The organism is Stenotrophomonas sp. YJH_SMC_120 (genome assembly GCF_059368675.1).
Genome location: NZ_JCAFRY010000011.1, coordinates 40,682 through 60,373, shown reverse-complemented (window position 1 = coordinate 60,373; position 19,692 = coordinate 40,682). Strand labels below are relative to the sequence as shown.

Here is a 19,692-nt window from a genome sequence, read left to right as displayed (position 1 = left end):
ATGCAAGCCCCCTAACCTCCCTCCTGCAGCTACTTCGTTGGGAGTAGCTGCAAGTGGGGGCAAGCGCGCTTAGCGCAGAGCTGGGTAGCTCTGGGCTGTTTTTCACGCAAGGGCCCAGGTAATCAGCCCACGCCTGCATCATCTTCCGACGCTCTGGCAGGTGCCCTGCACGGTTGTATGCCGCCTTGATGGGATTCCTCTCGGAGTGTGCCAACTACCGCTCGATGGCATCGGAGATCCAGCCCATCTCATGCCGTAGCTCGCCCGGGCGCGTAAAGACCAGCGGCGCGAGCCTCAGCGCACACAGCGTCGTGAACTGGCCGGTGTAGCCATCAATGGCCCGCAACAATTCACCCGCCTTGGCCGGATCTGCGATGGACGCATAGTGCCGGTTCTTGGCCTTCTTCAGAGCACCACGAAGAGCATGGGTCGGAGCCCTGTCGAGCCGACCAGTTGTCACTGCGTACCTGAAGACCTGTCCGCAGATGTGGCGAAGGCGCTAAGTTGACTCGATCTTTTCCTGGGCCTCCAAGCGCCGAAGCACTGCCAGCACCTCAGCGGTACTGATGCCATTAATCGGGCGACGGCCCAAGCAGGGGAAAGCGTAGGTCTCCACCATCCACTTGGCCTTTGCCAGGTACTGGCTGCCAAGTCACCGCGAGTCTCCAGCCACTCCAGCACGATGGCCTCGAAACGATCATCAACGGAGAGCTCCGCTTTGAGCTTCTGCAGCTGCTTCTCTTCGGAAGGGTCCTGCCCTGCCCTCAGCTGCACCCGCGCCGCGTCGTGCTGCTCAACCGCCTCCTTGAGGGTGATCTCAGGATAGACACCGATGCTCAGCAGCTTCTCCTTACCGGCGAAGCTGTACTTCATCCTCCAGTACCTGGAGCCATTGGGCATCACGAGCAGATAGAGATCAGACCCCGTAGACAACTTGTAGGGCTTTTCCTGTTGCCTCTTGTCCCCCGGTGCTACCCCGATCCGACGTGGATGGTGATGGGCCCGCAAGGACGTACAGGCACAAAAAAACCCGCTATATCAGCGAGTTGATTGTGCCTTCAGGACGCTTGTGGACACTAGCGGAGCAAGTGATGGTGCCGCTTATCCGAATCGAACGGATGACCTACTGTTTACAAGACAGTTGCTCTACCAACTGAGCTAAAGCGGCATGGGTGGTGCACCGGCGGCAGTGCCGCGGTCCGGGGGATTCTAGCGCAACCGCGTGCATTCCAGCGACCGGCTCTGTGCCGCGCCACTGCGCTGCTGGGCCTGCGCCGGCTGCGTGCCCGCCGCCAGCTGCCCTTCCAGCCACCACTGGCCGGCGCCGCCGCTGGCCACCAGACGCGGCTGGAAGCCGGCGGCCTGCACGGCGGCCATGCGGCGCTCGGCGCCTTCGCGGTTGCGGTACTGGCCCAGTGCCACCGCGTTGGCTTCCTCGCCCTGGCTGATGATGTAGTAGTCGCTCAGGCCGGCAGCGACGATGCGCTTGACCGTGGCCTGGGCCTCTTCGCGGTTGGCGGCGGCCGGCAGCATCACCCGGTAACGGGCGCTGCCGCTGGCAGCGGGCTGTTCGCGCAGGCGCACCTGGCTCAACACCGTGCCGGTCTTGCCTTGTGCGGCGGTAGCGGCGGCGCGGTCGGCAAACGGGCCCAGCGCGATGCAGCGCGGTGGCTCCGGGGCGGCTGGCGGCGTCGCGGGCTTCTCCGGCGCCGGAGTCGGGGGCGGCGCGGGCGGCGTCACTGGCTTGGCAGCTGCGGCAACCGACGTGGCCTCGGGCTTGGCGGGCGTAGCAGCAGGCGCAGGCGTCGCAGCCACCGCCGTCTTCGCAGCCGGTTCGCGCTCCATCAGCGGTACGGTCGGGGCAGCAGCGGTGGCTTCGGCGGCGGCATTCGCATCCACGCCACCGGGCACCCAGCGCAGCTCGGCCACGCCGGCCGGTTGCGGCGGCGGCGCAGGCTTCTGCGGCGCATCGCGCAGCAGCCACCAGCAGGCGACGCCAAGATTGAGGATGGCCAGTACGACGATCAGGGCACGGGTCAGCATGCGCGGATACTAGCCTGCGGGCTGGTGCACCGCCCAGCGGGCGAGGCCATCCAGCACCAGCGAGGGATGGTAATCCGCGCCGGGCAGCAACGGCATCAGCGCCGGTGCGCCGCCACCGTGCACCAGCAGCGACGGTGCCACGCCCAGCAGCGTGTGCGCCTGCTGTGCGCTGCGTTCGATCAGTGCCACGGCCGCACCATCGCAGCCGGAGGCCAGCGCGTCGGCGGTGTCGTTGGCGAATTCGCTGTAGTCACCGCCGGTAGCCGGCAGCTGCACCGCGCGGGCATGCAGTGCTTCGCGCATGGTGGTGGGCGATGCGGAAATGCGGCCACCGTGGTGTTGGCCGTCGGCGTCAAGCAGATCAATCGTCAGTGCGGTGCCCACCCCGACCACCAGCACCGGGCGCTGCGCCTTGGCCGCGGCCAGCAGGGCCAGGAAGCGGTCCACACCGAATTTTTCGGGCTTGGCATAGGCAATGCGCACACCGGCGCATTCGGCGCTGGTACGCACCACGTGCACGTGCTCGAAGCGACGTTGCAGCTGGTCCAGCATCGCGCTGGTCAGCGACGGTGCGGCCACGCTGGCCACGAACGCGGTGGTGCCGCTGGGCAGGCTGTGCGGCGGCTGTCCGGCCATGCCTTCGGCGCCATGCGCCCAGGCCTGCACGTCACCGGCACGGTCGCCCTGCAACGGCGCGAACTTGAAGCGCGAGTTGCCGAGGTCGAACAACCAATCGCTCATGCCGCCCTCACGCTGACTTCGCCGGCGTGCAGCAGGCGCTCGCGGCCATCGATGCGCACGCGCAACGCGCCGTCATCGGCCAGGCCGAGTGCGGTGCCATGCTGCCACTGCCCATCCAGTTCCACCCGCACCTCGCGGCCGGCCAGCATGTCGAAGGCGGCGTAGCGCGGCAGGAACGGAGCGAGGCCTTCGCGATCGAATTCTTCCAGTGCCGGCAGCAGGCGCGCCAGCACGGCAGCAACCACCACGTTGCGGTCCACCGGCTTGCCGGCCAGCGTGTCCAGGTCCACCCACGGCTGGGTGATCTGCTCGGCGAAGGACGGCGGCATGTGCGTGTTGATGCCGATGCCGATCACCGCGCGCGCCGGGCCGGCGTATTCGCCACCGCCTTCTGCGAGCAGGCCGACCAGCTTGCGCTTGCCATCGACGATCAGGTCATTCGGCCACTTCAGCTGCGCCTGGGTGTAGCCCAGGTCGTGCAGCGCTTCGGCCACGGCGATGCCGGCCACCAGGCTCAGCCCGGCCAGGCGACCGAGGCCACCGGAGAACAGCCGCAGCACCGACAGGTAGATATGCGCGGCCAGCGGCGACGCCCACGTACGGCCGCGACGGCCGCGGCCGCCGGTCTGGCGCTCGGCCAGCAGGACGCTCACCCCGCGCTGGGGCGCGCTGCACCGCAGCAATTCGGCATTGGTCGAGTCCACTGTCCAAGCGACCTGCAGGTCGTGCAGCAGCGCCTGGGCGTCGCCGGGCAGGCCGGCGCGGATCGCGGCCGGGTCCAGCAGGTCGACCGGGCGGGTCAGGCCATAGCCCTCACCTGCACGCCCCTCGATGTCTACACCGGCGGCTCTAAGTCCTTGAATACGCTTCCAAATGGCCGCCCGGGTCTGGCCCAGCTCACGGGCCAGGGCGTCGCCGGAGAGGCGACCGGCAGCGAGTTTGGCCAGCAATTGGCGGTCGTCCACGGCAGCTTCCACGAAGTCAGGAAGGAATTATGCGGGAAAGCCGCCAGCGGCGCCCGCCACGCTGGGTTCCGCGGGGGCTTCCAACGGGGCGCCGGGTTCGGGCTAGAATCGGGAACTCACCTTCCCTTAACGTGGATGTCGTCAATGCGCCGTTATGCCCATTGCCTGATCCTGCTGACGATGCCCTTCGCGGCGTCTGCGACGGCAGCGCTGGACGACAGCCGCGGCGCCTGCGTGTCCTCCAACGGCGATGCCGCTTCGCAGCGTGCACCGACCGCGACCGCTTCGGCCGCCACCACCAAGCCGGCACCGGTCCGCCCGGCAGCCAGCACCAGCACGGGCGGCGGTGGCAGCGATGACGACGTGCTGCAGCGCATCCGCGCACCGAAGTGGCACAGCTACCTGCCGGGAATGTTCCGCTGATCAAGTCGTTGCTGCAGTGGCTGCGGCCTGCGCCGCGGCCGATCGACGATGCACTTTGGGATGAGGCCTGCCGCCGTGCGGCCTTGCTGCACGGTCTGGACGATGATCGCCGCGCGCGATTGCGCCTGCTGGCCACGCGCTTCCTGCACGAGAAGACCATTACCCCGATCGGCGAGCTGCAGCTGGAAGCCGGCGATGGCGTGCTGCTGGCGGCACTATGCTGCCTGCCGCTGCTGGAGTTCGGCGAGGTGGGTCTGGAAGGCTGGTCGCAGCTGATCGTCTACCCCGATGCATTCCGCGTACATCGCAGCCACATGGATGCGGCCGGCGTACTGCATGAGTGGGATGACGAACTGATTGGCGAGTCGTGGGACAGCGGTCCGTTGATCCTGTCGTGGGCCGATGTGCAGGCCGACCTGGCGACGCCGCACGAGGGCTACTGCGTGGCGGTGCACGAGATGGTGCACAAGCTGGATGCGCTGGATGGTGCGATGGACGGCACGCCGCCACTGCCGCGCGAGTGGCAGCGCGAGTGGGCAGCCACCTTCCAGCGTTCCTACGATGCCTTCTGCGCGCAGGTGGATGCCGGCGAGGAGACGTTGATCGACCCGTACGCGGCCGAGGCGCCGGAAGAGTTCTTCGCGGTGGCCAGCGAGTATCACTTCTCGGCACCGGATCTGCTGCAGCAGGCGTTGCCGGAGGTCGCCGCGCAGCTGCAGCGGTTCTACGGCGAGCCGCCAAGGATCGAAACACGGTAGTGCCGGCCGCTGGGCGGCAACCTGGCAATGCCACCGAAGATCATGAGGGTGCCGGCCAGCGGCCGGCACTACCGGAATACCACGCGCTGTTGCGTCAGGCGATGCCCGGCGGACGGGAACGCGCGGCTGCGGCGGTGCTACGGCGCGCCGCCGAAGATCGAAACACGGTAGTGCCGGCCGCTGGCCGGCAACCTGGCAATGCCACCGAAGATCATGAGGATGCCGGCCAGCGGCCGGCACTACCGGAATACCACGCGCTGTTGCGTCAGGCGACGCCCGGCGGACGGGAACGCGTGGCTGCGGCGGTTCTATGGCGAGCCGCCGAAGATCGAAACACGGTAGTGCCGGCCGCTGGCCGGCAACCTGGCAATGCCACCGAAGATCATGAGGATGCGGGCCAGCGGCCGGCACTACCGGAATACCACACGCTGTTGCGTCAGGCGACGCCCGGCGGACGGGAACGCGCGGCTGCGGCGGTTCTATGGCGAGCCGCCAAAGATCGAAACACGGTAGTGCCGGCCGCTGGCCGGCAACTTGGCAATGCCACCGAAGATCATGAGGGTGCCGGCCAGCGGCCGGCACTACCGATTGCGAAGGTTTACGGCCCTGGCGGCAAACGCACTTCGAAACGGGCGCCGCCCAGTTCGCTGGAACGGCCGACGGCCAGTTCGCCGCGGTAATCCTTGATCAGGTCCTGCACGATCGACAGACCGATGCCGTGGCCCTGCACGCGCTCGTCGCCACGCACGCCACGCTGCAGCACCTTGCCGATGTCGTCCGGGGCGATACCCGGGCCATCGTCGTCCACCGCCAGCAGCAGGCCTGCGCGGCGCGCGTTCGGTGCCGGCAGCGGCTGCGCGGTCAGCAGCACGCGGCGGTTGGCCCACTTGAAGGCGTTTTCCAGCAGGTTGCCGAGCAGTTCCTGCAGGTCGCCCGGTTCGCCGTGGAAGCGCGCGGCCGGATCGATGTCGAACTCGCACAGCACGCCCTTGGAGGCGTAGACCTTCTCCAGGCCACGCACGATTTCCTCGGCGTTGGACTCGATCGGAAGCGGCGCGGAGAACAGCTTGTGGCCCGACGACGCAGCACGTGCCAGCTGGTACGAAACCAAGTTGTTCATGCGCTGCAGCTGCACGTCCAGCTCTTCTCGCAGCGCGCCATCGCCCGCGCCGCTGTCCATCTGCGTGCGCAGCACCGCAATGGGCGTCTTCAGGCTGTGTGCCAGGTCGGCCAGGGTGTTGCGCTGGCGCTCGAGGTTCTCGCGCTCGCTTTCGATGAAGGCGTTGATGCTGTCGGTCAGCGGTTCCAGCTCGCGCGGGTGGCGCTCGCTCATGCGCTCGGTCTCGCCGCGCTGCACCTTGGTCAGCTCGGTGATCACCCGACGCAGCGGACGCAGGCTCCACTGCAGGATGACGGTCTGCAGCAGCAGCAGGATCAGGCCGATGCCGCCCAGGTAGAACCAGACACGGCCACGGAACACGCGCAGCTGCGCGCCCAACGCGCGCGAGTCTTCCATCACATAGATGGTGTACGGGAATTCGGTGGCCGGGTCGGCGTCGGCGTCCCACACCAGGCCCAGGCCATAGCGGTACACCGAGCCCTGGCTGCCGTCGATCTGGATCATCGGCAGCGGGCCTTCGAACACTTCCTGGCGTGGCGCCAGCAGGCCGCCGCCGACGGTGGGCAGCATCGGGCCTTCGGCGGACATCGAATTGCCCTTGCCGTGCGGCATCACCACCTGCAGGTACAGGCCACTGCCCGGCACGTCGAAGCGCGAATCCGGCGGCTGCTCGCGGATGTACAGCGAGCGGTCGCGGGTGAAGTCGATGCCGGCCGCGTACGCGGTGGCGTAGTTCTTCAGGCGCTCACGCAGGTTCGCCTTCGCCGTATCGGCGAAGGCGGCGTCGAGTGCGTAACCGGCCAGGGCCAGGAACGCGACCAGGCCCACGGACGCGGCAAGCATCTGGCGCGCCTGCAGGGAGCGCGGCCGCCAGCGTCGGAAGAACCACAGACGGCCGGACATCATGGTCTCGCCAGGCTGAGCCGGCTCAGCCCTCGTTGCGCGGAATCGCGAAACGGTAGCCGCGGCCGCGCACGGTCTCGATCGGCTTCAGTTCGCCATCCGGGTCCAGCTTCTTGCGCAGGCGGCCGATGAACACTTCCAGCACGTTCGAGTCGCGGTCGAAGTCCTGCTGGTAGATGTGCTCGGTGAGGTCGGCCTTGGAGACCAGTTCACCGGCGTGCATCATCAGGTACTCCAGCACCTTGTATTCGTAGCTGGTCAGGTCGACATTGCTGCCGGCCACGCTGACGGTCTGCGCAGCCAGGTCCAGGGCGACCGGGCCGCATTCCAGGGTCGGCTTGCTCCAGCCGGCGGCGCGGCGCAGCAGCGCGTTGACGCGGGCCAGCAGCTCTTCGACGTGGAACGGCTTGACCAGGTAGTCGTCGGCGCCCTGCTTCAGGCCTTCGACCTTGTCCTGCCAGCTCGAACGCGCGGTCAGGATCAGCACCGGGAACTTCTTGCCTTCGTCACGCAGGGCCTTGATCAGCTCCATGCCCGACATCTTGGGCAGGCCGAGGTCGATGATGCCGACATCGAACGGAACTTCGCGCCCCATGTAGAGGCCTTCCTCGCCGTCCTGCGCAGCATCGACGGCAAAGCCTTCGCGCTTGAGCCGGGCTGCCAGGGTCTCACGCAGCGGGGCTTCGTCTTCGACCAGAAGGATACGCATGAACTCTCCCTAGTGTCCTGGGTGTGGCCCGGAGGCCTGTGGGGTACGGGTTGATAGCGACAACTATCCCTGTTCAGGGGTTATCGCCGCGTAGTGATGACATATCCGACCGCGGCGTGCGCGGCTGTGAACGCGACGGTGCGGGGTCGTCCATGTAGCGGACCCGGCCCCGGTCGTCCATGTACTTCACCCGGTTGATGTCACGCCCATCGAACGGCACGCGCTCGGCGCCGAGGATGTGGCCGCCGGTGGTGCGCTGCACGCGGCGCACGGCATCGGACAGCGAGCGCTCGTCGCCACGGCCACCGCGCTCGCCCCGCTCCATCATCTCCGCGCGCCCCTGATCGCCGCGCGGCGGCTGTTGCGCCAGCGCCGAAGACAGCGGCGCAGCCGCCAGCACCACGCAGGTGGCCAGGGCAATGCGGCGATGGAAGGGAGCGGAAGACATCGATGCGATCCTAGCCGAGCACGGCGATTCGTTCAAAAGTCGTAAATCCGGGAGCCGGGTTCGGGACCCGGCGCTTTACAAATCCTTTGCAAATTCTTGGTTTGGGGCAGTGAATCCGGTCTGAACTTTTCCGGCCCTGCGCTCGCGTCGTTCATCTAGGTGAACATTCGGGACGAATCGCCGCCCCTTGTCAAGTCAGGACCGTGACCGACGTCACGCTGCGACGCGATCAGCTTCGCGTTCGGTGACCGCCAAGGCCTGTTCGATCAGGCTCCAGCCGGCGCCCGGGCGGTGTGCGCCCTCGCTCAGCACCTGGCGGAAGGCGCGACCACCGGGCTGGCCATGGAACAGGCCGAGCAGGTGGCGGGTGATGTGCTTCAGCGCCAGGCCTTCGCCCAGCCGCGCCTCGATGTAGGGCCGCATCGCGCGCAGCAGGTCACCACGTGCCTGTAGCGGGGCGCCGGTGTGCAGCGCCTCCAGCTGATGCAACAGATAGGGGTCGTGATAGGCCGCCCGGCCCAGCATCACGCCATCGACGTGCGCGGCCTGCGCCTGTACCGCCTCGATGCTGGCCAGGCCACCGTTGATCACCACCGGCAGTGCCGGGCGCTCCTGCTTCAGGCGGTAGGCCCAGTCGTACTTCAGCGGCGGAACCTCGCGGTTCTCCTTCGGTGACAGGCCCTTCAGCCACGCGTTGCGCGCATGCACCACCACCATCGCCGCACCAGCGGCGACCTGGCGGTCGACGAAGCTGGCAAACACGTCGTAGTCGTTGTCCTCGTCCACGCCCAGGCGGCACTTCACCGTTACCGGGATGTCGGCCGCATCGACCATGGCCGCCACGCACTCGGCCACCAGTACCGGCTCGCGCATCAGGCAGGCGCCGAAACGCCCTGCCTGCACGCGGTCGGACGGGCAGCCGCAGTTGAGGTTGACCTCGTCGTATCCCCACTCGGCGGCAATGCGCGCAGCCTGCGCCAGCAGGGCCGGATCGCTGCCGCCCAGCTGCAGCGCCAGCGGCTGTTCGCTGCGGTCGAAGCCGAGCAGGCGCTCGCGGTCACCGTGGATGACCGCGTTGGCGTGCACCATCTCCGTGTACAGGCGTGCACCCGGCGCCAGCACGCGATGGAACACGCGGCAATGGCGGTCGGTCCAGTCCATCATCGGGGCAACGGACAGGCGCAGGGAATCAGCGTAACGGGCGGTGGCGGACGTCATCGGGGTGTTGATCGTGGAGACTGGCATTGCCAGTGAGATCAATAGTTTACACCGCTCGGCTGAATGGCGGCGGCTGGCGCCCGGATAGCGCTGGGGCGCCCGGGCCCGAGGGCCGTCCGCAGGCCGGGCGGCGCCACCCCACAATGACGGGCAACCGGTCACAGTTGTCGCGATTCGTTGACGACGACGAAATATTGACGCCGCTATAGTCCGTCGCTCGCAATGGATTGGACGTGTGGAGCAGATGATGCAGCACAAGCGTTTGAGCAGGACCCTCGCCACCGCGCTGGCGGTCGCCGTACTGGCCATCGGCACGGCAACCGCAGCACCGGCGGCCACCGGGCTGAGCCCGGCCTTCACCACCTGCCGTGACAAGGCACAGGGTGCGATCGAGCAGGCCGCCTGCCTGACCTCGGAAAGCGCACGCCAGGACCAGCGCCTGAACCAGGCCTACCGCCAGCTGCAGGCAAAGCTGAGTGGCGCAAAGAAGACCAAGCTGGTGAATGCCCAGCGCGCGTGGCTGCAGTCGCGCAGCCGCGATGGCGAACTGGATACCGCGCTGTACGACGATTCGCAGCCCGGCAACCTGCAGGGCGAGCTGAACGATGTGATGCGCCTGAGCGCGCGTGCCGACCAGCTGCAGAAGTATCTGCAGCTGCTGGACTGACCCTTGAGGGGCAAACCCTCTGACTGCACAAGGATGTAAGACATGCCAACCAACATCGATACCCATGATCTCGATGCCACCTCCGGCGCCGTGTATTTCGCCGTCGGCCGTGGTACCGAAGGGGGTCCCGCCTCCTACCATCTGGCCATCGCCGGCATCACCCAGGGCGTGACCGAACCGCACTGGGGCACAGTGAACAAAGTCGCGCAGAACAGCGGTTACAGCCTGGGCGCGATCCAGGTCGACTTCGGCCAGCGCGGCGAGTGGGCGCTGGGCGCCATCGACGGCCACGCACTGAAGGCGGGCGAGACGACCTATGTCGACGCCGTGATCGATCAGGCCAGCAGCTATGCCAAGGCGCACAACCTGCCGTTCACCCAGGACCACGCCGACCTGCGCCGCGACCTGCTCAGCCACGGCAATGGCCTGAGCGGGCGCAGCTCGATCCAGTTCATCGATACCAACACGCGCGACAGCATCAACGCCTGGGCCGGTTCGGCCGAGGGCAAGCAGTGGATCCACGCGAACATCGACTACCCGCAGGTGCGCAACGCCACCCGGATCGGCATGGCGATGGTGGACGCACACGGCAGCGGCATCGCCGAGGAAAACCGCTTCGAAGCGATCAGCCTGATCGCCAAGACCGCCAACCAGTTGCCCAGCCAGCTGCCCAAGCTGCAGAAGGTGCTGGAAGAAGGCGGTGACTACGAGGCGCTGCGCGCGAAGGCCGGGCAGATCCGCGAGACCTACCAGTACTTCGACGCGCCCAAGGCCGGCGACATCGCCGTGCGCTACGAAAATGCCTACGCCAACAACAAGGACGCAATGGACCGCGCCCATGCCAAGGTCAGCAGCCGCGACTACTCGCCCGCCGGTGAGCACAACGATGCGGACATCATGGTGGCGCTGGACCAGATCGGCGCACCGCGCCAGCAGGCCGGTTCGCAGACGTTGAAGGAAGGGTCCAGCGGCCGTGACGTGCTGAAGCTGGAGAGCAATCTGGTCACGCTGGGCTATGCCAGTGATGGCGGCCAGCAGACGCTGAATCCGGACCGGCGCTTCGATGCCACCACCCGCAAGGCGGTGGAAGACTTCCAGCGCGCACACAATCTGGACCCGGTGGACGGCAAGGCCGGGCCAGCCACGCTGGCCGCGATCGACCGCGACGCGCGCGAACTCCAGGGCAACCTGGCCGCGCTGGGGCTGACCGACGCCAAGGGTCAGGCCATCGGCAGCGACGGCTATCTGGGCGGTGGCAGCCGCCATGCGATCAACGCGTTCCAGCAGCAGCATGGCCTGCCTGCGACCGGCATTGCCGATGCGGAAACCCGCCAGGCGCTGGCCAATGAAGTGCAGCAGCGTGCGCAGGCACAGGGCAACACCCAGGAGCAGCAGGCCGCGGCCGAGCCTGCGCGCGAGACGGTGTACCCGATGTCCGACCCGCGCAGCCCGCAGAACTGGCTGTACACCGAGACCCTGGTGCAGGTGAAGTTCGCCGAGGAAGCGCGTGGCCTGCCCTCCGGCGAGCACAGCGAGAAGCTGGCCGCTGCGCTTACCGTGGAAGCTGCACGTGCCGGCCTGTACCGGGTTGATCGCGTTGAGCTGAACCAGGATGGCTCGATGGCGCGCGCGGTGCAGGCCAATGCGCTGCATGACGAAAGCGCGTTGAACCGCAATACCGCGCCGGTATCGACCGCTGACGCGATGCGCCAGAGCGTGCAGGAGAACAGCGAGCGGGCGTTGCAGGTGAGCGATCAGCAGCGCGAGCAGCAGAAGATCGACCAGCAGACCCAGCAGCACGGCCCGCGGGCCATGATGGCGTAAGAGAGCGGGCCCACGGGCCTGCGAGTGCCATTACCTTGCTCACCCCTCGTCGGCTTGAGGCCGACGGGGGCATTGGTTGAGGTGCGTCGAGGATTGTCGCAAATGCGAGGTCTTGCGCCCCGGAGCGTGCCCACGTTTCGAGGTAGTCGGCCTCGAGGTGTAGTCGATCCGGTTTGATCGCGTCGACGCTTTGACGACAGATAAGTCCGTCCGGAGCTTTCCCTAAGTGGTCAGTACCCGCCATCCATAGGCGGTCTGCTTCTTGAAACACTGCCGCCTCAGGCGGTCAGGTCTCACAGGTGGGCGTCGCGCAGATCAATCTGTACCTTCGGCGTCACGTGCTGGTAATCGAACACCGCACCCAGAGGGCCGGCCGAGGCAAAGAACACCTGCCCACGCACGCGGTAGACCTGCGTGTCACCGGCATCGTAGCGCTGCATATCCAGCATGCGGCCGAGGAGTTCGATGACCATGTTGGCCATGCCCTGGGCGACGAATCCGCGGTCACGCTCGCTGGGCGTCTTGGCGATGTCCTCGACGTTCTGCGACGATGCCGGACAGCGGAAGGCAGCGAAGCATGCCGCCGCTCTACAATCGGGCCATGGCCACCCACCGCCCGCAGTTCTTCGACCCCGCCACCGAACAGGGCGTGCTGCGCCTGTCGATCGCCGCCTCGCTGCTGCTGGCCGCCGCCGCAGTGGTATTCGGCCTGCTGGCCAATTCCTCGCTGATCATCTTCGACGGCATCTACGGCCTGATCGACGTGGTCATGACCTGGCTGTCGCTGCTGGTGGCACGCCTGATCGCGCTGTCCACCCAGACCGACGCGTTGCAGTCGAGGCTCAACCAACGCTTCACCATGGGCTTCTGGCACCTGGAACCGATCGTGCTGGGGGTCAGCGGCACGCTGATGATCGGTGCGGCACTGTATGCCCTGGTCAATGCGGTGGATGCACTGATGTCCGGTGGCCGCCACATCGCACTGGGCCCGGCCATCGCCTTCGCCGGGCTGTCCATCGTCGGCGAAGGCGCGCTGGCCTGGTTCATCCTGCGCGCCAACCGCCGCATCGGCTCGGAGTTCATCGCACTGGATGCGAAAAACTGGGTGATCGCGGCCAGCATGTCAGCCTGCTACCTGCTGGCCTTCCTCGGCGGCGTGCTGGTGCAGGGCACCTCGTGGGCCTGGGTCGGGCCGTACATCGACCCGGCCATCCTCGCCTTCGTCTGCGTGCTGGTGATGATCGCCCCGCTCGGCACCGTGCGCCGGGCGCTGGCCGGCATCCTGCTGGTCACCCCGCCGGAGCTGCAGGCGCACGTGGATGCCGTGGCACGCGCGATCGTGGCCAAGCATGGCTTCGTCGAGCACCGCAGCTACGTGGCGCAGGTGGGGCGAGGCGAGCAGATCGAGCTGTTCTTCGTGGTGCCGGAAAACGACCCGCCGCGGCCGCTGGTGGAATGGGACCAGCTGCGCGACGAGATCGGCGACGCGCTGGGCGAGGCCTCGCCGGACCGCTGGCTGACCATCATGTTCACCACCGACCGCGAGTGGACGATCTAGGCCGACAGGACGATCGATCAAGTTTTTCGTACGCCCTGCAACCCAACGTACGCGGAAACCGGGCAAAGTAGGCTCCAACGCAACATCCACCCACCGACCAGGAGCATCCCGATGTCCATCGAAAAGGTTCTGTACACCGCCCAGGCCACCTCCACCGGCGGCCGTGAAGGCCGTTCCGTCTCCTCCGACAACGTGCTGGACATCCAGCTGTCGACCCCGCGCGAACTGGGCGGCGCCGGCGGCCCGGGCACCAACCCGGAACAGCTGTTCGCCGCCGGCTACTCGGCCTGCTTCCTGGGCGCGCTGAAGTTCGTGGCCGGCCAGGCCAAGGTCGCGCTGCCGGCCGACACCACCGTCACTGGCAAGGTCGGCATCGGCCAGATCCCGACCGGCTTCGGCATCGAAGCCGAGCTGACCATCAACGTGCCGGGCGTGCCGCGCGAGCAGGTCGAAGAGCTGGTGCAGAAGGCGCACATCGTGTGCCCGTACTCGAATGCCACCCGCGGCAACATCGACGTGACGCTGATCGTGGCCTGATGGGGTGCTGCCGGCCAGCGGCCGGCACTACCAACGTAAAGAGCAAAAAAATGGGCGGATGCCGGTCGAAACCGAACATCCGCCCATCCCACCTTCGTTGTCCCACAGGGGCATGAGGTTGCCGGCCAGCGGCCGGCACTACCAGGTCATTTCTCGCTGGTGATGAGCTGCACGACGCTGGAGAAATCCAGCTTGCCGCGGCCGGCCTGGTGGTTCATCGAGTACAGGTTGCGGGCCACTTCGCCCAGCGGAATCGAGGCACCGACACTCATCGCCGCTTCCACCGCCAGGCCCATGTCCTTCAGCATCAGATCGCTGCCGAAACCGCCGCTGTAGCCGCGCGACGCAGGCGCGTTTTCCAGCACGCCCGGCCACGGGTTGCACACTTCGGTGGCCCAGCTGCGGCCGGTGCTGACCGCCATCATCTGCGACAGCACCTTCGGGTCCAGGCCGTGCGCCACGCCCAGCGCGATGGCTTCACCGGTCACCGCCATGATCACGCCCAGCGCCATGTTGTTGCACAGCTTGGCGACCTGGCCGGCGCCGCTGGCGCCGACATGGAAGATGTTCTTGCCCATCGCCTGCAGCACCGGGCGCGCGCGTTCCAGCGCGTCCTCCTCGCCACCGACGATGAAGGTCAGGGTGCCGGCCTGGGCACCGGCCGTACCGCCGGACACCGGCGCGTCGATCATCTGCAGGCCACGTGCGGCGGCCGCTTCCGAAACCTTGCGCGCGCTGGCCGGGGCGATCGTGCTGCAGTCGATGACCAGTGCGCCGGCCGGAATCGCGGCGAGAATGCCGTCGTCGCCCAGATACACGCCTTCGACGTGGCGGCTGGCCGGCAGCATCGAGATCACCACCTCGGCATCGGCCAGGGTGTCGCGCGCCGACGACGCAGCACTGGCACCGGCGTCAACGGCGGCCTGCACCGCGGCCGGGACCAGATCGAACACGCGCACGCTGTGGCCGTTCTTGACCAGATTGGCGGCCATCGGGCCACCCATGTTGCCCAACCCGATGAATGCAATGCGGCTCATGCAAGGCTCCTTTCAACAAGGGGAGTGCCCAGGTCGGCCAGCGGATGCGCGGCAGCGGCCCAGGGGGAAGCGAAGAAGGTGTCGGCCCACGCGCCGGTGGCCTCGGCCAGGGTGGCCGGGTTCCACTGCGGATTGCGGTCCTTGTCGATCAGCAGCGCGCGGATGCCTTCGGCGAAATCACCGTGGGCGGCGCAGTGCAGGGCGACGATGTACTCCAGGCGATAGACCGCGGCCAGGTCCTGGCCGGTACTGCGGCGCTGCAGTTCGTACGCCAAGCGTGCCGAACCCGGTGCGCCGGCAGCCAGGGTCTTCTGTGCCGCCTGCAGCCAGGCATCGTCGGTCTGCAGCTTGCTGATGCGCTCGATGATCGCGGGCAGGTCATCGCCCTCGCACAGCGCCTCGACCTGCGCGGCATTGGCCAGCAGCGGGCCGGTGGCGGCATCGCTGGCATGCGACTGCAGCAGATGGGTCAGGCGTTCGTGGTTGTGTGCGGAATCACTGGACCAGGCCACCTGCAGCAGCGCATCGAACACTGCACTGCGGCGCTCTTCGGCCACGTGCACGTCGGCCAGGCCGGCGTAGATGGCATCGCCCGGGTTGAGCAGTGCGCCGGTCAGCGCCAGGAACAAGCCGCCCTTGCCCGGTACGCGCGGCAGCAGCCAGCTGCCACCGACATCGGGGAACAGGCCGACGGTGATTTCCGGGAAGGCCAGCTTGGAGCGCTCGCTGACCACGCGGTGGCTGGCGCCGGACATCAGGCCGATGCCGCCGCCCATCACGATGCCATGGCCCCAGCACAGGATCGGCTTGGCGTAGGTGTGGATGAGATGATCGACGCGGTATTCGACGTCGAAGAACTCGGCGGCGTAGTCGTTCTCGCGGATGTCGCTGCAGCCGGCCTCGCGGAAGGCGACCATGCTCTTGTACAGGCTGTGCAGGTCGCCGCCGGCGCAGAACGCCTTCTCACCGGCGCCCCGCAGCACCACCATGGCGATGCCGTCGTCATCGGCCCAGGCCTTCAGCTGCTTCAGCAGCAGGTGCGCCATCGGCAGCGAGAAACCATTGAGCGTGCGCGGCGCGTTGAGCGTGGCGATGCCGATGCGCGCGCCGTTGCCGGCCACGCGCTCCTCGAACAGCACCGGTGCGTCGTCGGCAACGGTGTCGGTGCTCATGCGTTCTTCCACTGCGCGGTGCGCTTTTCCAGGAAGGCGGTCACGCCCTCGACCTGGTCGGCGGTGTCGAACAGGTCGACGAAGGCTTCACGCTCGGCCACCAGCGCCGAGGCGTGGGTGCCGGTGCGGGTGGACTGCACCAGGGTCTTGCAGGCGGCGATGCTGGTCGGGCTCTGCTTGCCGGCCTTCTTCGCCCATTCCAGGGCCAGTGCCTTGGCTTCGCCCTTGCCGACCTTTTCTTCGGCCAGGCCAATGCGCAGTGCGGTCTCGGCATTGATGCGCTCGCCCAGCAGGATCATGCGCTTGGCCCAGCCCTCGCCGACCAGGCGCGGCAGGTTCTGGGTGCCGCCAGCACACGGCAGCAGGCCGACGGTGGCCTCCGGCAGCGCGACCTGGGCGTGGTCTTCGATGATGCGCAGGTCGCAGGCCAGCGCGCATTCCAGGCCACCGCCCATGGCGTAGCCGTTGATCGCGGCGATCGACACGCCACGGAAACCGGACAGCGCTTCGAAGGCTTCACCGAAGCGGCGCGCGGCCTCGCGTGCAGCGGCCTTGTCGCCGGAGGCGAACTGGTTGAGGTCCGCACCGGCGGAGAAGAACTTCTCGCCGTCACCGGTGATCACCAGCGCGTAGATGTCGCGGTCTGCGTTGAGCGCGCCCACCAGGTCGCGCAGCGCCGACAGGCTGTGCACGGTCCAGGTGTGCGCCGGCGGGTTGTTCAGGGTGACCACGGCGGTGTGGCCATCCACCTCCACCTTCAGGCCCACGTGCTCCTGGGTACGCCAATCCTTCATCGCAGTTCCTCTTCGGTGTTGAGCAGGTGACGGGCAACGATCACCCGCATGATCTCGTTGGTGCCTTCCAGGATCTGGTGCACGCGGCAGTCACGCAGCAGGCGCTCGATCGGGTATTCGCGGATGTAGCCGTAGCCACCGTGGATCTGCAGCGCTTCGTTGCAGACGTTGAAGCCGGCATCGGTGGCGAAGCGCTTGGCCATCGCGCACCACACGTTGGCGTCGCTGGCACCGGCATCGAGCTTGCGCGCGGCGGTGTGCACCATCTGCCGGGCGGCGACCAGCTGGGTGACCATGTCGGCCAGCTTGAACTGCAGCGCCTGGAACTCGGCCAGCGCCTTGCCGAACTGGCGGCGCTCGCCCATGTAGCGGCGTGCGGCATCCAGCGCACCCTGCGCGGCACCCAGCGAGCAGGCGGCGATGTTGATGCGGCCGCCGTCCAGACCCTTCATCGCCAGCTTGAATCCGCCGCCTTCCTCTCCCAGAAGGTGGCTGACCGGCACGCGGACGTTTTCGAAGGTGATGCCACGGGTGGGCTGGCTGTTCCAGCCCATCTTCTCTTCCTTGCGGCCGAAGCTGATGCCCGGCAGGTCCGACGGCACCGCAATCGCGCTGACACCCCCGGCACCGGGGCCACCGGTGCGCGCCATCACCACCAGCAGCTCGGTGGCACCGGCGCCGGAAATGAAGGCCTTGGAGCCATTCAGCACATAGAAGTCGCCATCGCGCACGGCGGTGGTCTTCAGCGACGCCGCATCGGAACCCGCACCCGGTTCGGTCAGGCAGTACGAGGCCAGCTTGCTGCCCGAGGACAGATCGGCGCCCCACGCATCGCGCAGGGCCGGCTGGCCCCACTTGGACACCATCCACGAGGCCATGTTGTGGATGCTGATGTACGCCGCGGTCGACGGATCGACGTTGGCGAGCTCCTCGATGACGACGGCGGCGTCCAGTCGGCTCAGGCCGCTGCCGCCCACTTCCGGGTCCATGTACAGGCCGCAGAAGCCCAGTTCACCGGCCTTGGCGATCGCCTCGCGCGGAAAGATGCCCTCCGCATCCCATCGCGCGGCGTGCGGCGCCAGTTCGGCCTGTGCGAAGTCGCGCGCCGCCTCGCGGTACGCCTGCTGCGCTTCTTCCAGTTCCGTCGTCATCGAGTGGCTCATGGCTGCTCCTGCCGTTACTTCAGGCTGATCGTGGTGTTGACGCCGTGGCTCAGCGTCTCGTCATCGAACCAGCGCGCGGTGACCGTCTTGGTCTGGGTGTAGAACAGCACCACCTGCTTGCCATACGGGCCCAGGTCACCCAGCTTGGAGGCGCGCGAACCGGTGAACGAGAACAGCGGCACCGGCACCGGGATCGGCACGTTGATGCCGACCTGGCCGACGTCGATGTCTTCCTGGAACTTGCGCGCGGCCGCGCCGGACTGGGTGAACAGTGCGGTGCCGTTGCCATTCGGGTTGCTGTTGACCATCGCGATGGCGTCTTCCAGCGTTTCCGCTTCGAGGATGACCAGCACCGGCCCGAAGATTTCTTCCTGGTAGATGCGCATGTCGGTGGTGACACCGGCAAAGATGGTCGGGCCGACGAAGTTGCCCTTCTCGAAACCATCGACCTGCGGCTTGCGGCCGTCGAGTACCAGCTTGGCGCCCTGCTCCACGCCCGAGGCGATCAGGCCTTCCACGCGCTCACGGGCGCTGCAGGAAATGACCGGGCCGACGTCGGTGCCGGACACGGTGCCGGCGCTGACCTTCAACGTCTTGGCCTTTTCGACCAGGTCCTGCACCCAGTTGCGCGCCTCACCGACCAGCACCAGGGTGGAGGCGGCCATGCAGCGCTGGCCCGCGGCACCGAAGGCGGCACCGACCATCGCGTTGAGGGTCTGTTCCTTGTTGGCGTCCGGCAGCACCACGGCGTGGTTCTTGGCGCCCATCATGCACTGCACGCGCTTGCCGGCCAGCGAGGCGCGGTTGTAGACGTGGGTACCGACGCGGGTGGAGCCGACGAACGACACGGCCTTGATGTCCGGGTGGTCGCAGATCGCGTTGACCACTTCCTCGCCGCCGTGGACGACGTTCAGCACGCCCTTCGGAATGCCGGCTTCCAGGGCAAGCTCGACCAGGCGCATGGTGACCATCGGGTCCTGCTCGGACGGCTTGAGGATGAAGGTGTTGCCCGTTGCAATCGCCATCGGGAACATCCACAGCGGGATCATCGCCGGGAAGTTGAACGGGGTGATGCCAGCGCACACGCCCAGTGGCTGCATGATCGTGTAGGTGTCCACGCCATTGGCCACGTTGTTGGCCAGCTCGCCCAGCTGCAGGTTGCCGATGGCGGCGGCGTGCTCGACCACTTCCAGGCCACGGAACACATCGCCTTCGGCGTCTGGCAGGGTCTTGCCCTGTTCGGCGGTGAGGATGTGGGCCAGCTCGCTCATGTTCTCGCGGATCAGCTGCTGGTACTTCAGGAAGATGCGCGCGCGGGTGCCGATCGGGGTCTTGCGCCAGGTCTTGAAGGCTTCCTTGGCGGCGGCGACGGCGGCGTCCACTTCGCCGGTGGTGGCGAACGGCACTTTGGCCAGCACGTCCTGGGTGGCCGGATTGATCACGTCCTGCCAGTGGGAGGTGGCCGATTCAACGAACTGGCCATCGATCAGCATGCGGATACGGGGCGCTGCAACAGTCATGACGACAATCCCACGGGGTGCGAAAGATGCTTGGCATTATTCACATCACCCGTCTCGATTTCCGGGCTGAATCCGCTTAATCTGGCCAACAC

At 67.3% G+C, this 19,692-nt stretch carries 21 protein-coding genes and 1 tRNA gene; 6 read left to right on the top strand and 16 right to left on the bottom strand.

Going from position 1 to position 19,692, the window contains the following annotated elements:
* Positions 1 to 214: 214 nt before the first annotated feature.
* The 6 genes from AC5P60_RS13900 to birA form a co-directional block, all read right to left on the bottom strand.
* The gene (locus tag AC5P60_RS13900) at positions 215 to 460 is read right to left on the bottom strand and encodes a hypothetical protein (RefSeq protein ID WP_483693713.1); all 246 of its coding nucleotides are present in this window, start codon (positions 458 to 460) and stop codon (positions 215 to 217) included.
* Positions 457 to 900, bottom strand: coding sequence for an Arm DNA-binding domain-containing protein (locus tag AC5P60_RS13895; protein ID WP_483693735.1), 444 nt, complete (start codon positions 898 to 900; stop codon positions 457 to 459). Before AC5P60_RS13895 ends, AC5P60_RS13900 begins: the two co-directional genes overlap by 4 nt.
* 192 nt (positions 901 to 1,092) lie before the next feature.
* Positions 1,093 to 1,168: transfer RNA gene (locus tag AC5P60_RS13890), tRNA-Thr, on the bottom strand.
* Between the two features lie 41 nt (positions 1,169 to 1,209).
* Entirely contained in the window at positions 1,210 to 2,043 is an 834-nt protein-coding gene (locus AC5P60_RS13885) for an SPOR domain-containing protein (RefSeq protein ID WP_483693714.1), read from the bottom strand.
* Positions 2,044 to 2,052: 9 nt separating this feature from the next.
* The gene (locus AC5P60_RS13880) at positions 2,053 to 2,784 is read right to left on the bottom strand and encodes a type III pantothenate kinase (protein WP_005407698.1); all 732 of its coding nucleotides are present in this window, start codon (positions 2,782 to 2,784) and stop codon (positions 2,053 to 2,055) included.
* A complete protein-coding gene (gene birA, locus AC5P60_RS13875) occupies positions 2,781 to 3,749 on the bottom strand; it encodes a bifunctional biotin--[acetyl-CoA-carboxylase] ligase/biotin operon repressor BirA (protein ID WP_483693715.1) in 969 nt (322 codons plus the stop codon). Before birA ends, AC5P60_RS13880 begins: the two co-directional genes overlap by 4 nt.
* Before the next feature lie 144 nt (positions 3,750 to 3,893).
* Here birA and AC5P60_RS13870 point away from each other — a divergent pair, with 144 nt between their 5' ends.
* Positions 3,894 to 4,172 (top strand): hypothetical protein, encoded by a 279-nt coding sequence (locus tag AC5P60_RS13870; protein WP_005407696.1) that lies wholly within the window; start codon positions 3,894 to 3,896, stop codon positions 4,170 to 4,172.
* Positions 4,139 to 4,930, top strand: a complete 792-nt coding sequence (locus AC5P60_RS13865) for a M90 family metallopeptidase (protein ID WP_483693716.1) — start codon at positions 4,139 to 4,141, stop codon at positions 4,928 to 4,930. Before AC5P60_RS13870 ends, AC5P60_RS13865 begins: the two co-directional genes overlap by 34 nt.
* A gap of 598 nt (positions 4,931 to 5,528) precedes the next feature.
* Here AC5P60_RS13865 and AC5P60_RS13860 read toward each other — a convergent pair.
* From AC5P60_RS13860 to dusA, 4 genes are all read right to left on the bottom strand, one after another.
* On the bottom strand, positions 5,529 to 6,953 hold the full coding sequence (locus tag AC5P60_RS13860) for an ATP-binding protein (protein WP_032953760.1): 1,425 nt from the start codon (positions 6,951 to 6,953) through the stop codon (positions 5,529 to 5,531).
* A gap of 25 nt (positions 6,954 to 6,978) precedes the next feature.
* Positions 6,979 to 7,662 carry a response regulator transcription factor gene (locus AC5P60_RS13855; protein WP_004136763.1) on the bottom strand — a complete coding sequence of 228 codons (684 nt, stop codon included), beginning with the start codon at positions 7,660 to 7,662 and terminating at the stop codon, positions 6,979 to 6,981.
* Positions 7,663 to 7,735: 73 nt separating this feature from the next.
* Positions 7,736 to 8,110: a hypothetical protein gene (locus tag AC5P60_RS13850; protein WP_005407693.1), complete on the bottom strand. Its 375-nt coding sequence runs from the start codon at positions 8,108 to 8,110 to the stop codon at positions 7,736 to 7,738.
* Positions 8,111 to 8,323: 213 nt separating this feature from the next.
* On the bottom strand, positions 8,324 to 9,355 hold the full coding sequence (gene dusA / locus AC5P60_RS13845; protein ID WP_483693717.1) for a tRNA dihydrouridine(20/20a) synthase DusA: 1,032 nt from the start codon (positions 9,353 to 9,355) through the stop codon (positions 8,324 to 8,326).
* 220 nt (positions 9,356 to 9,575) lie between these two features.
* On the opposite strand from dusA, the gene AC5P60_RS13840 reads away from it, so the two are divergent.
* The gene (locus tag AC5P60_RS13840) at positions 9,576 to 9,995 is read left to right on the top strand and encodes a lysozyme inhibitor LprI family protein (protein ID WP_217279065.1); all 420 of its coding nucleotides are present in this window, start codon (positions 9,576 to 9,578) and stop codon (positions 9,993 to 9,995) included.
* Positions 9,996 to 10,037: 42 nt separating this feature from the next.
* Complete coding sequence (locus AC5P60_RS13835; protein WP_049452547.1) at positions 10,038 to 11,819, top strand: peptidoglycan-binding domain-containing protein; 1,782 nt, start codon at positions 10,038 to 10,040, stop codon at positions 11,817 to 11,819.
* A gap of 293 nt (positions 11,820 to 12,112) precedes the next feature.
* Here AC5P60_RS13835 and AC5P60_RS13830 read toward each other — a convergent pair whose 3' ends face one another.
* Entirely contained in the window at positions 12,113 to 12,292 is a 180-nt protein-coding gene (locus tag AC5P60_RS13830; protein WP_483693718.1) for a sulfate transporter, read from the bottom strand.
* A 104-nt stretch (positions 12,293 to 12,396) separates the two neighbouring features.
* Between AC5P60_RS13830 and AC5P60_RS13825 the strand changes: the two genes are divergently transcribed.
* Both AC5P60_RS13825 and AC5P60_RS13820 read left to right on the top strand, forming a co-directional pair.
* Positions 12,397 to 13,377 (top strand): cation diffusion facilitator family transporter, encoded by a 981-nt coding sequence (locus tag AC5P60_RS13825; RefSeq protein WP_005407688.1) that lies wholly within the window; start codon positions 12,397 to 12,399, stop codon positions 13,375 to 13,377.
* A 111-nt stretch (positions 13,378 to 13,488) separates the two neighbouring features.
* Positions 13,489 to 13,914 (top strand): organic hydroperoxide resistance protein, encoded by a 426-nt coding sequence (locus AC5P60_RS13820; protein WP_004153735.1) that lies wholly within the window; start codon positions 13,489 to 13,491, stop codon positions 13,912 to 13,914.
* 146 nt (positions 13,915 to 14,060) lie between these two features.
* On the opposite strand, the gene mmsB is transcribed toward AC5P60_RS13820, so the two are convergent.
* The 5 genes from mmsB to AC5P60_RS13795 are packed head-to-tail and all read right to left on the bottom strand — an operon-like array spanning position 14,061 to position 19,600.
* A complete protein-coding gene (mmsB, locus tag AC5P60_RS13815) occupies positions 14,061 to 14,951 on the bottom strand; it encodes a 3-hydroxyisobutyrate dehydrogenase (RefSeq protein WP_005407687.1) in 891 nt (296 codons plus the stop codon).
* Positions 14,948 to 16,123 carry an enoyl-CoA hydratase/isomerase family protein gene (locus tag AC5P60_RS13810; RefSeq protein ID WP_483693719.1) on the bottom strand — a complete coding sequence of 392 codons (1,176 nt, stop codon included), beginning with the start codon at positions 16,121 to 16,123 and terminating at the stop codon, positions 14,948 to 14,950. Before AC5P60_RS13810 ends, mmsB begins: the two co-directional genes overlap by 4 nt.
* Entirely contained in the window at positions 16,120 to 16,917 is a 798-nt protein-coding gene (locus tag AC5P60_RS13805; RefSeq protein ID WP_005411946.1) for an enoyl-CoA hydratase, read from the bottom strand. The genes AC5P60_RS13810 and AC5P60_RS13805 overlap by 4 nt, the downstream gene beginning before the upstream one ends.
* The gene (locus tag AC5P60_RS13800) at positions 16,914 to 18,080 is read right to left on the bottom strand and encodes an acyl-CoA dehydrogenase family protein (RefSeq protein ID WP_033833499.1); all 1,167 of its coding nucleotides are present in this window, start codon (positions 18,078 to 18,080) and stop codon (positions 16,914 to 16,916) included. The genes AC5P60_RS13805 and AC5P60_RS13800 overlap by 4 nt, the downstream gene beginning before the upstream one ends.
* 14 nt (positions 18,081 to 18,094) lie before the next feature.
* Complete coding sequence (locus AC5P60_RS13795) at positions 18,095 to 19,600, bottom strand: CoA-acylating methylmalonate-semialdehyde dehydrogenase (RefSeq protein WP_012478809.1); 1,506 nt, start codon at positions 19,598 to 19,600, stop codon at positions 18,095 to 18,097.
* Between the last annotated feature and the right edge of the window lie 92 nt (positions 19,601 to 19,692).

Coding starts and splice junctions, on each gene's coding strand:
- AC5P60_RS13820 (WP_004153735.1), top strand. CDS start 13,489: ATGTCCATCGAAAAGGTTCTGTACACCGCCCAGGCCACCTCCACCGGC.
- AC5P60_RS13795 (WP_012478809.1), bottom strand. CDS start 19,600: ATGACTGTTGCAGCGCCCCGTATCCGCATGCTGATCGATGGCCAGTTC.
- AC5P60_RS13850 (WP_005407693.1), bottom strand. CDS start 8,110: ATGTCTTCCGCTCCCTTCCATCGCCGCATTGCCCTGGCCACCTGCGTG.
- AC5P60_RS13805 (WP_005411946.1), bottom strand. CDS start 16,917: ATGAAGGATTGGCGTACCCAGGAGCACGTGGGCCTGAAGGTGGAGGTG.
- AC5P60_RS13860 (WP_032953760.1), bottom strand. CDS start 6,953: ATGTCCGGCCGTCTGTGGTTCTTCCGACGCTGGCGGCCGCGCTCCCTG.
- AC5P60_RS13810 (WP_483693719.1), bottom strand. CDS start 16,123: ATGAGCACCGACACCGTTGCCGACGACGCACCGGTGCTGTTCGAGGAG.
- AC5P60_RS13870 (WP_005407696.1), top strand. CDS start 3,894: ATGCGCCGTTATGCCCATTGCCTGATCCTGCTGACGATGCCCTTCGCG.
- AC5P60_RS13880 (WP_005407698.1), bottom strand. CDS start 2,784: ATGAGCGATTGGTTGTTCGACCTCGGCAACTCGCGCTTCAAGTTCGCG.
- dusA (WP_483693717.1), bottom strand. CDS start 9,355: ATGCCAGTCTCCACGATCAACACCCCGATGACGTCCGCCACCGCCCGT.
- AC5P60_RS13835 (WP_049452547.1), top strand. CDS start 10,038: ATGCCAACCAACATCGATACCCATGATCTCGATGCCACCTCCGGCGCC.
- AC5P60_RS13885 (WP_483693714.1), bottom strand. CDS start 2,043: ATGCTGACCCGTGCCCTGATCGTCGTACTGGCCATCCTCAATCTTGGC.
- AC5P60_RS13825 (WP_005407688.1), top strand. CDS start 12,397: ATGCCGCCGCTCTACAATCGGGCCATGGCCACCCACCGCCCGCAGTTC.
- AC5P60_RS13895 (WP_483693735.1), bottom strand. CDS start 900: ATGCCCAATGGCTCCAGGTACTGGAGGATGAAGTACAGCTTCGCCGGT.
- AC5P60_RS13855 (WP_004136763.1), bottom strand. CDS start 7,662: ATGCGTATCCTTCTGGTCGAAGACGAAGCCCCGCTGCGTGAGACCCTG.
- AC5P60_RS13840 (WP_217279065.1), top strand. CDS start 9,576: ATGCAGCACAAGCGTTTGAGCAGGACCCTCGCCACCGCGCTGGCGGTC.
- AC5P60_RS13830 (WP_483693718.1), bottom strand. CDS start 12,292: ATGGTCATCGAACTCCTCGGCCGCATGCTGGATATGCAGCGCTACGAT.
- AC5P60_RS13800 (WP_033833499.1), bottom strand. CDS start 18,080: ATGAGCCACTCGATGACGACGGAACTGGAAGAAGCGCAGCAGGCGTAC.
- mmsB (WP_005407687.1), bottom strand. CDS start 14,951: ATGAGCCGCATTGCATTCATCGGGTTGGGCAACATGGGTGGCCCGATG.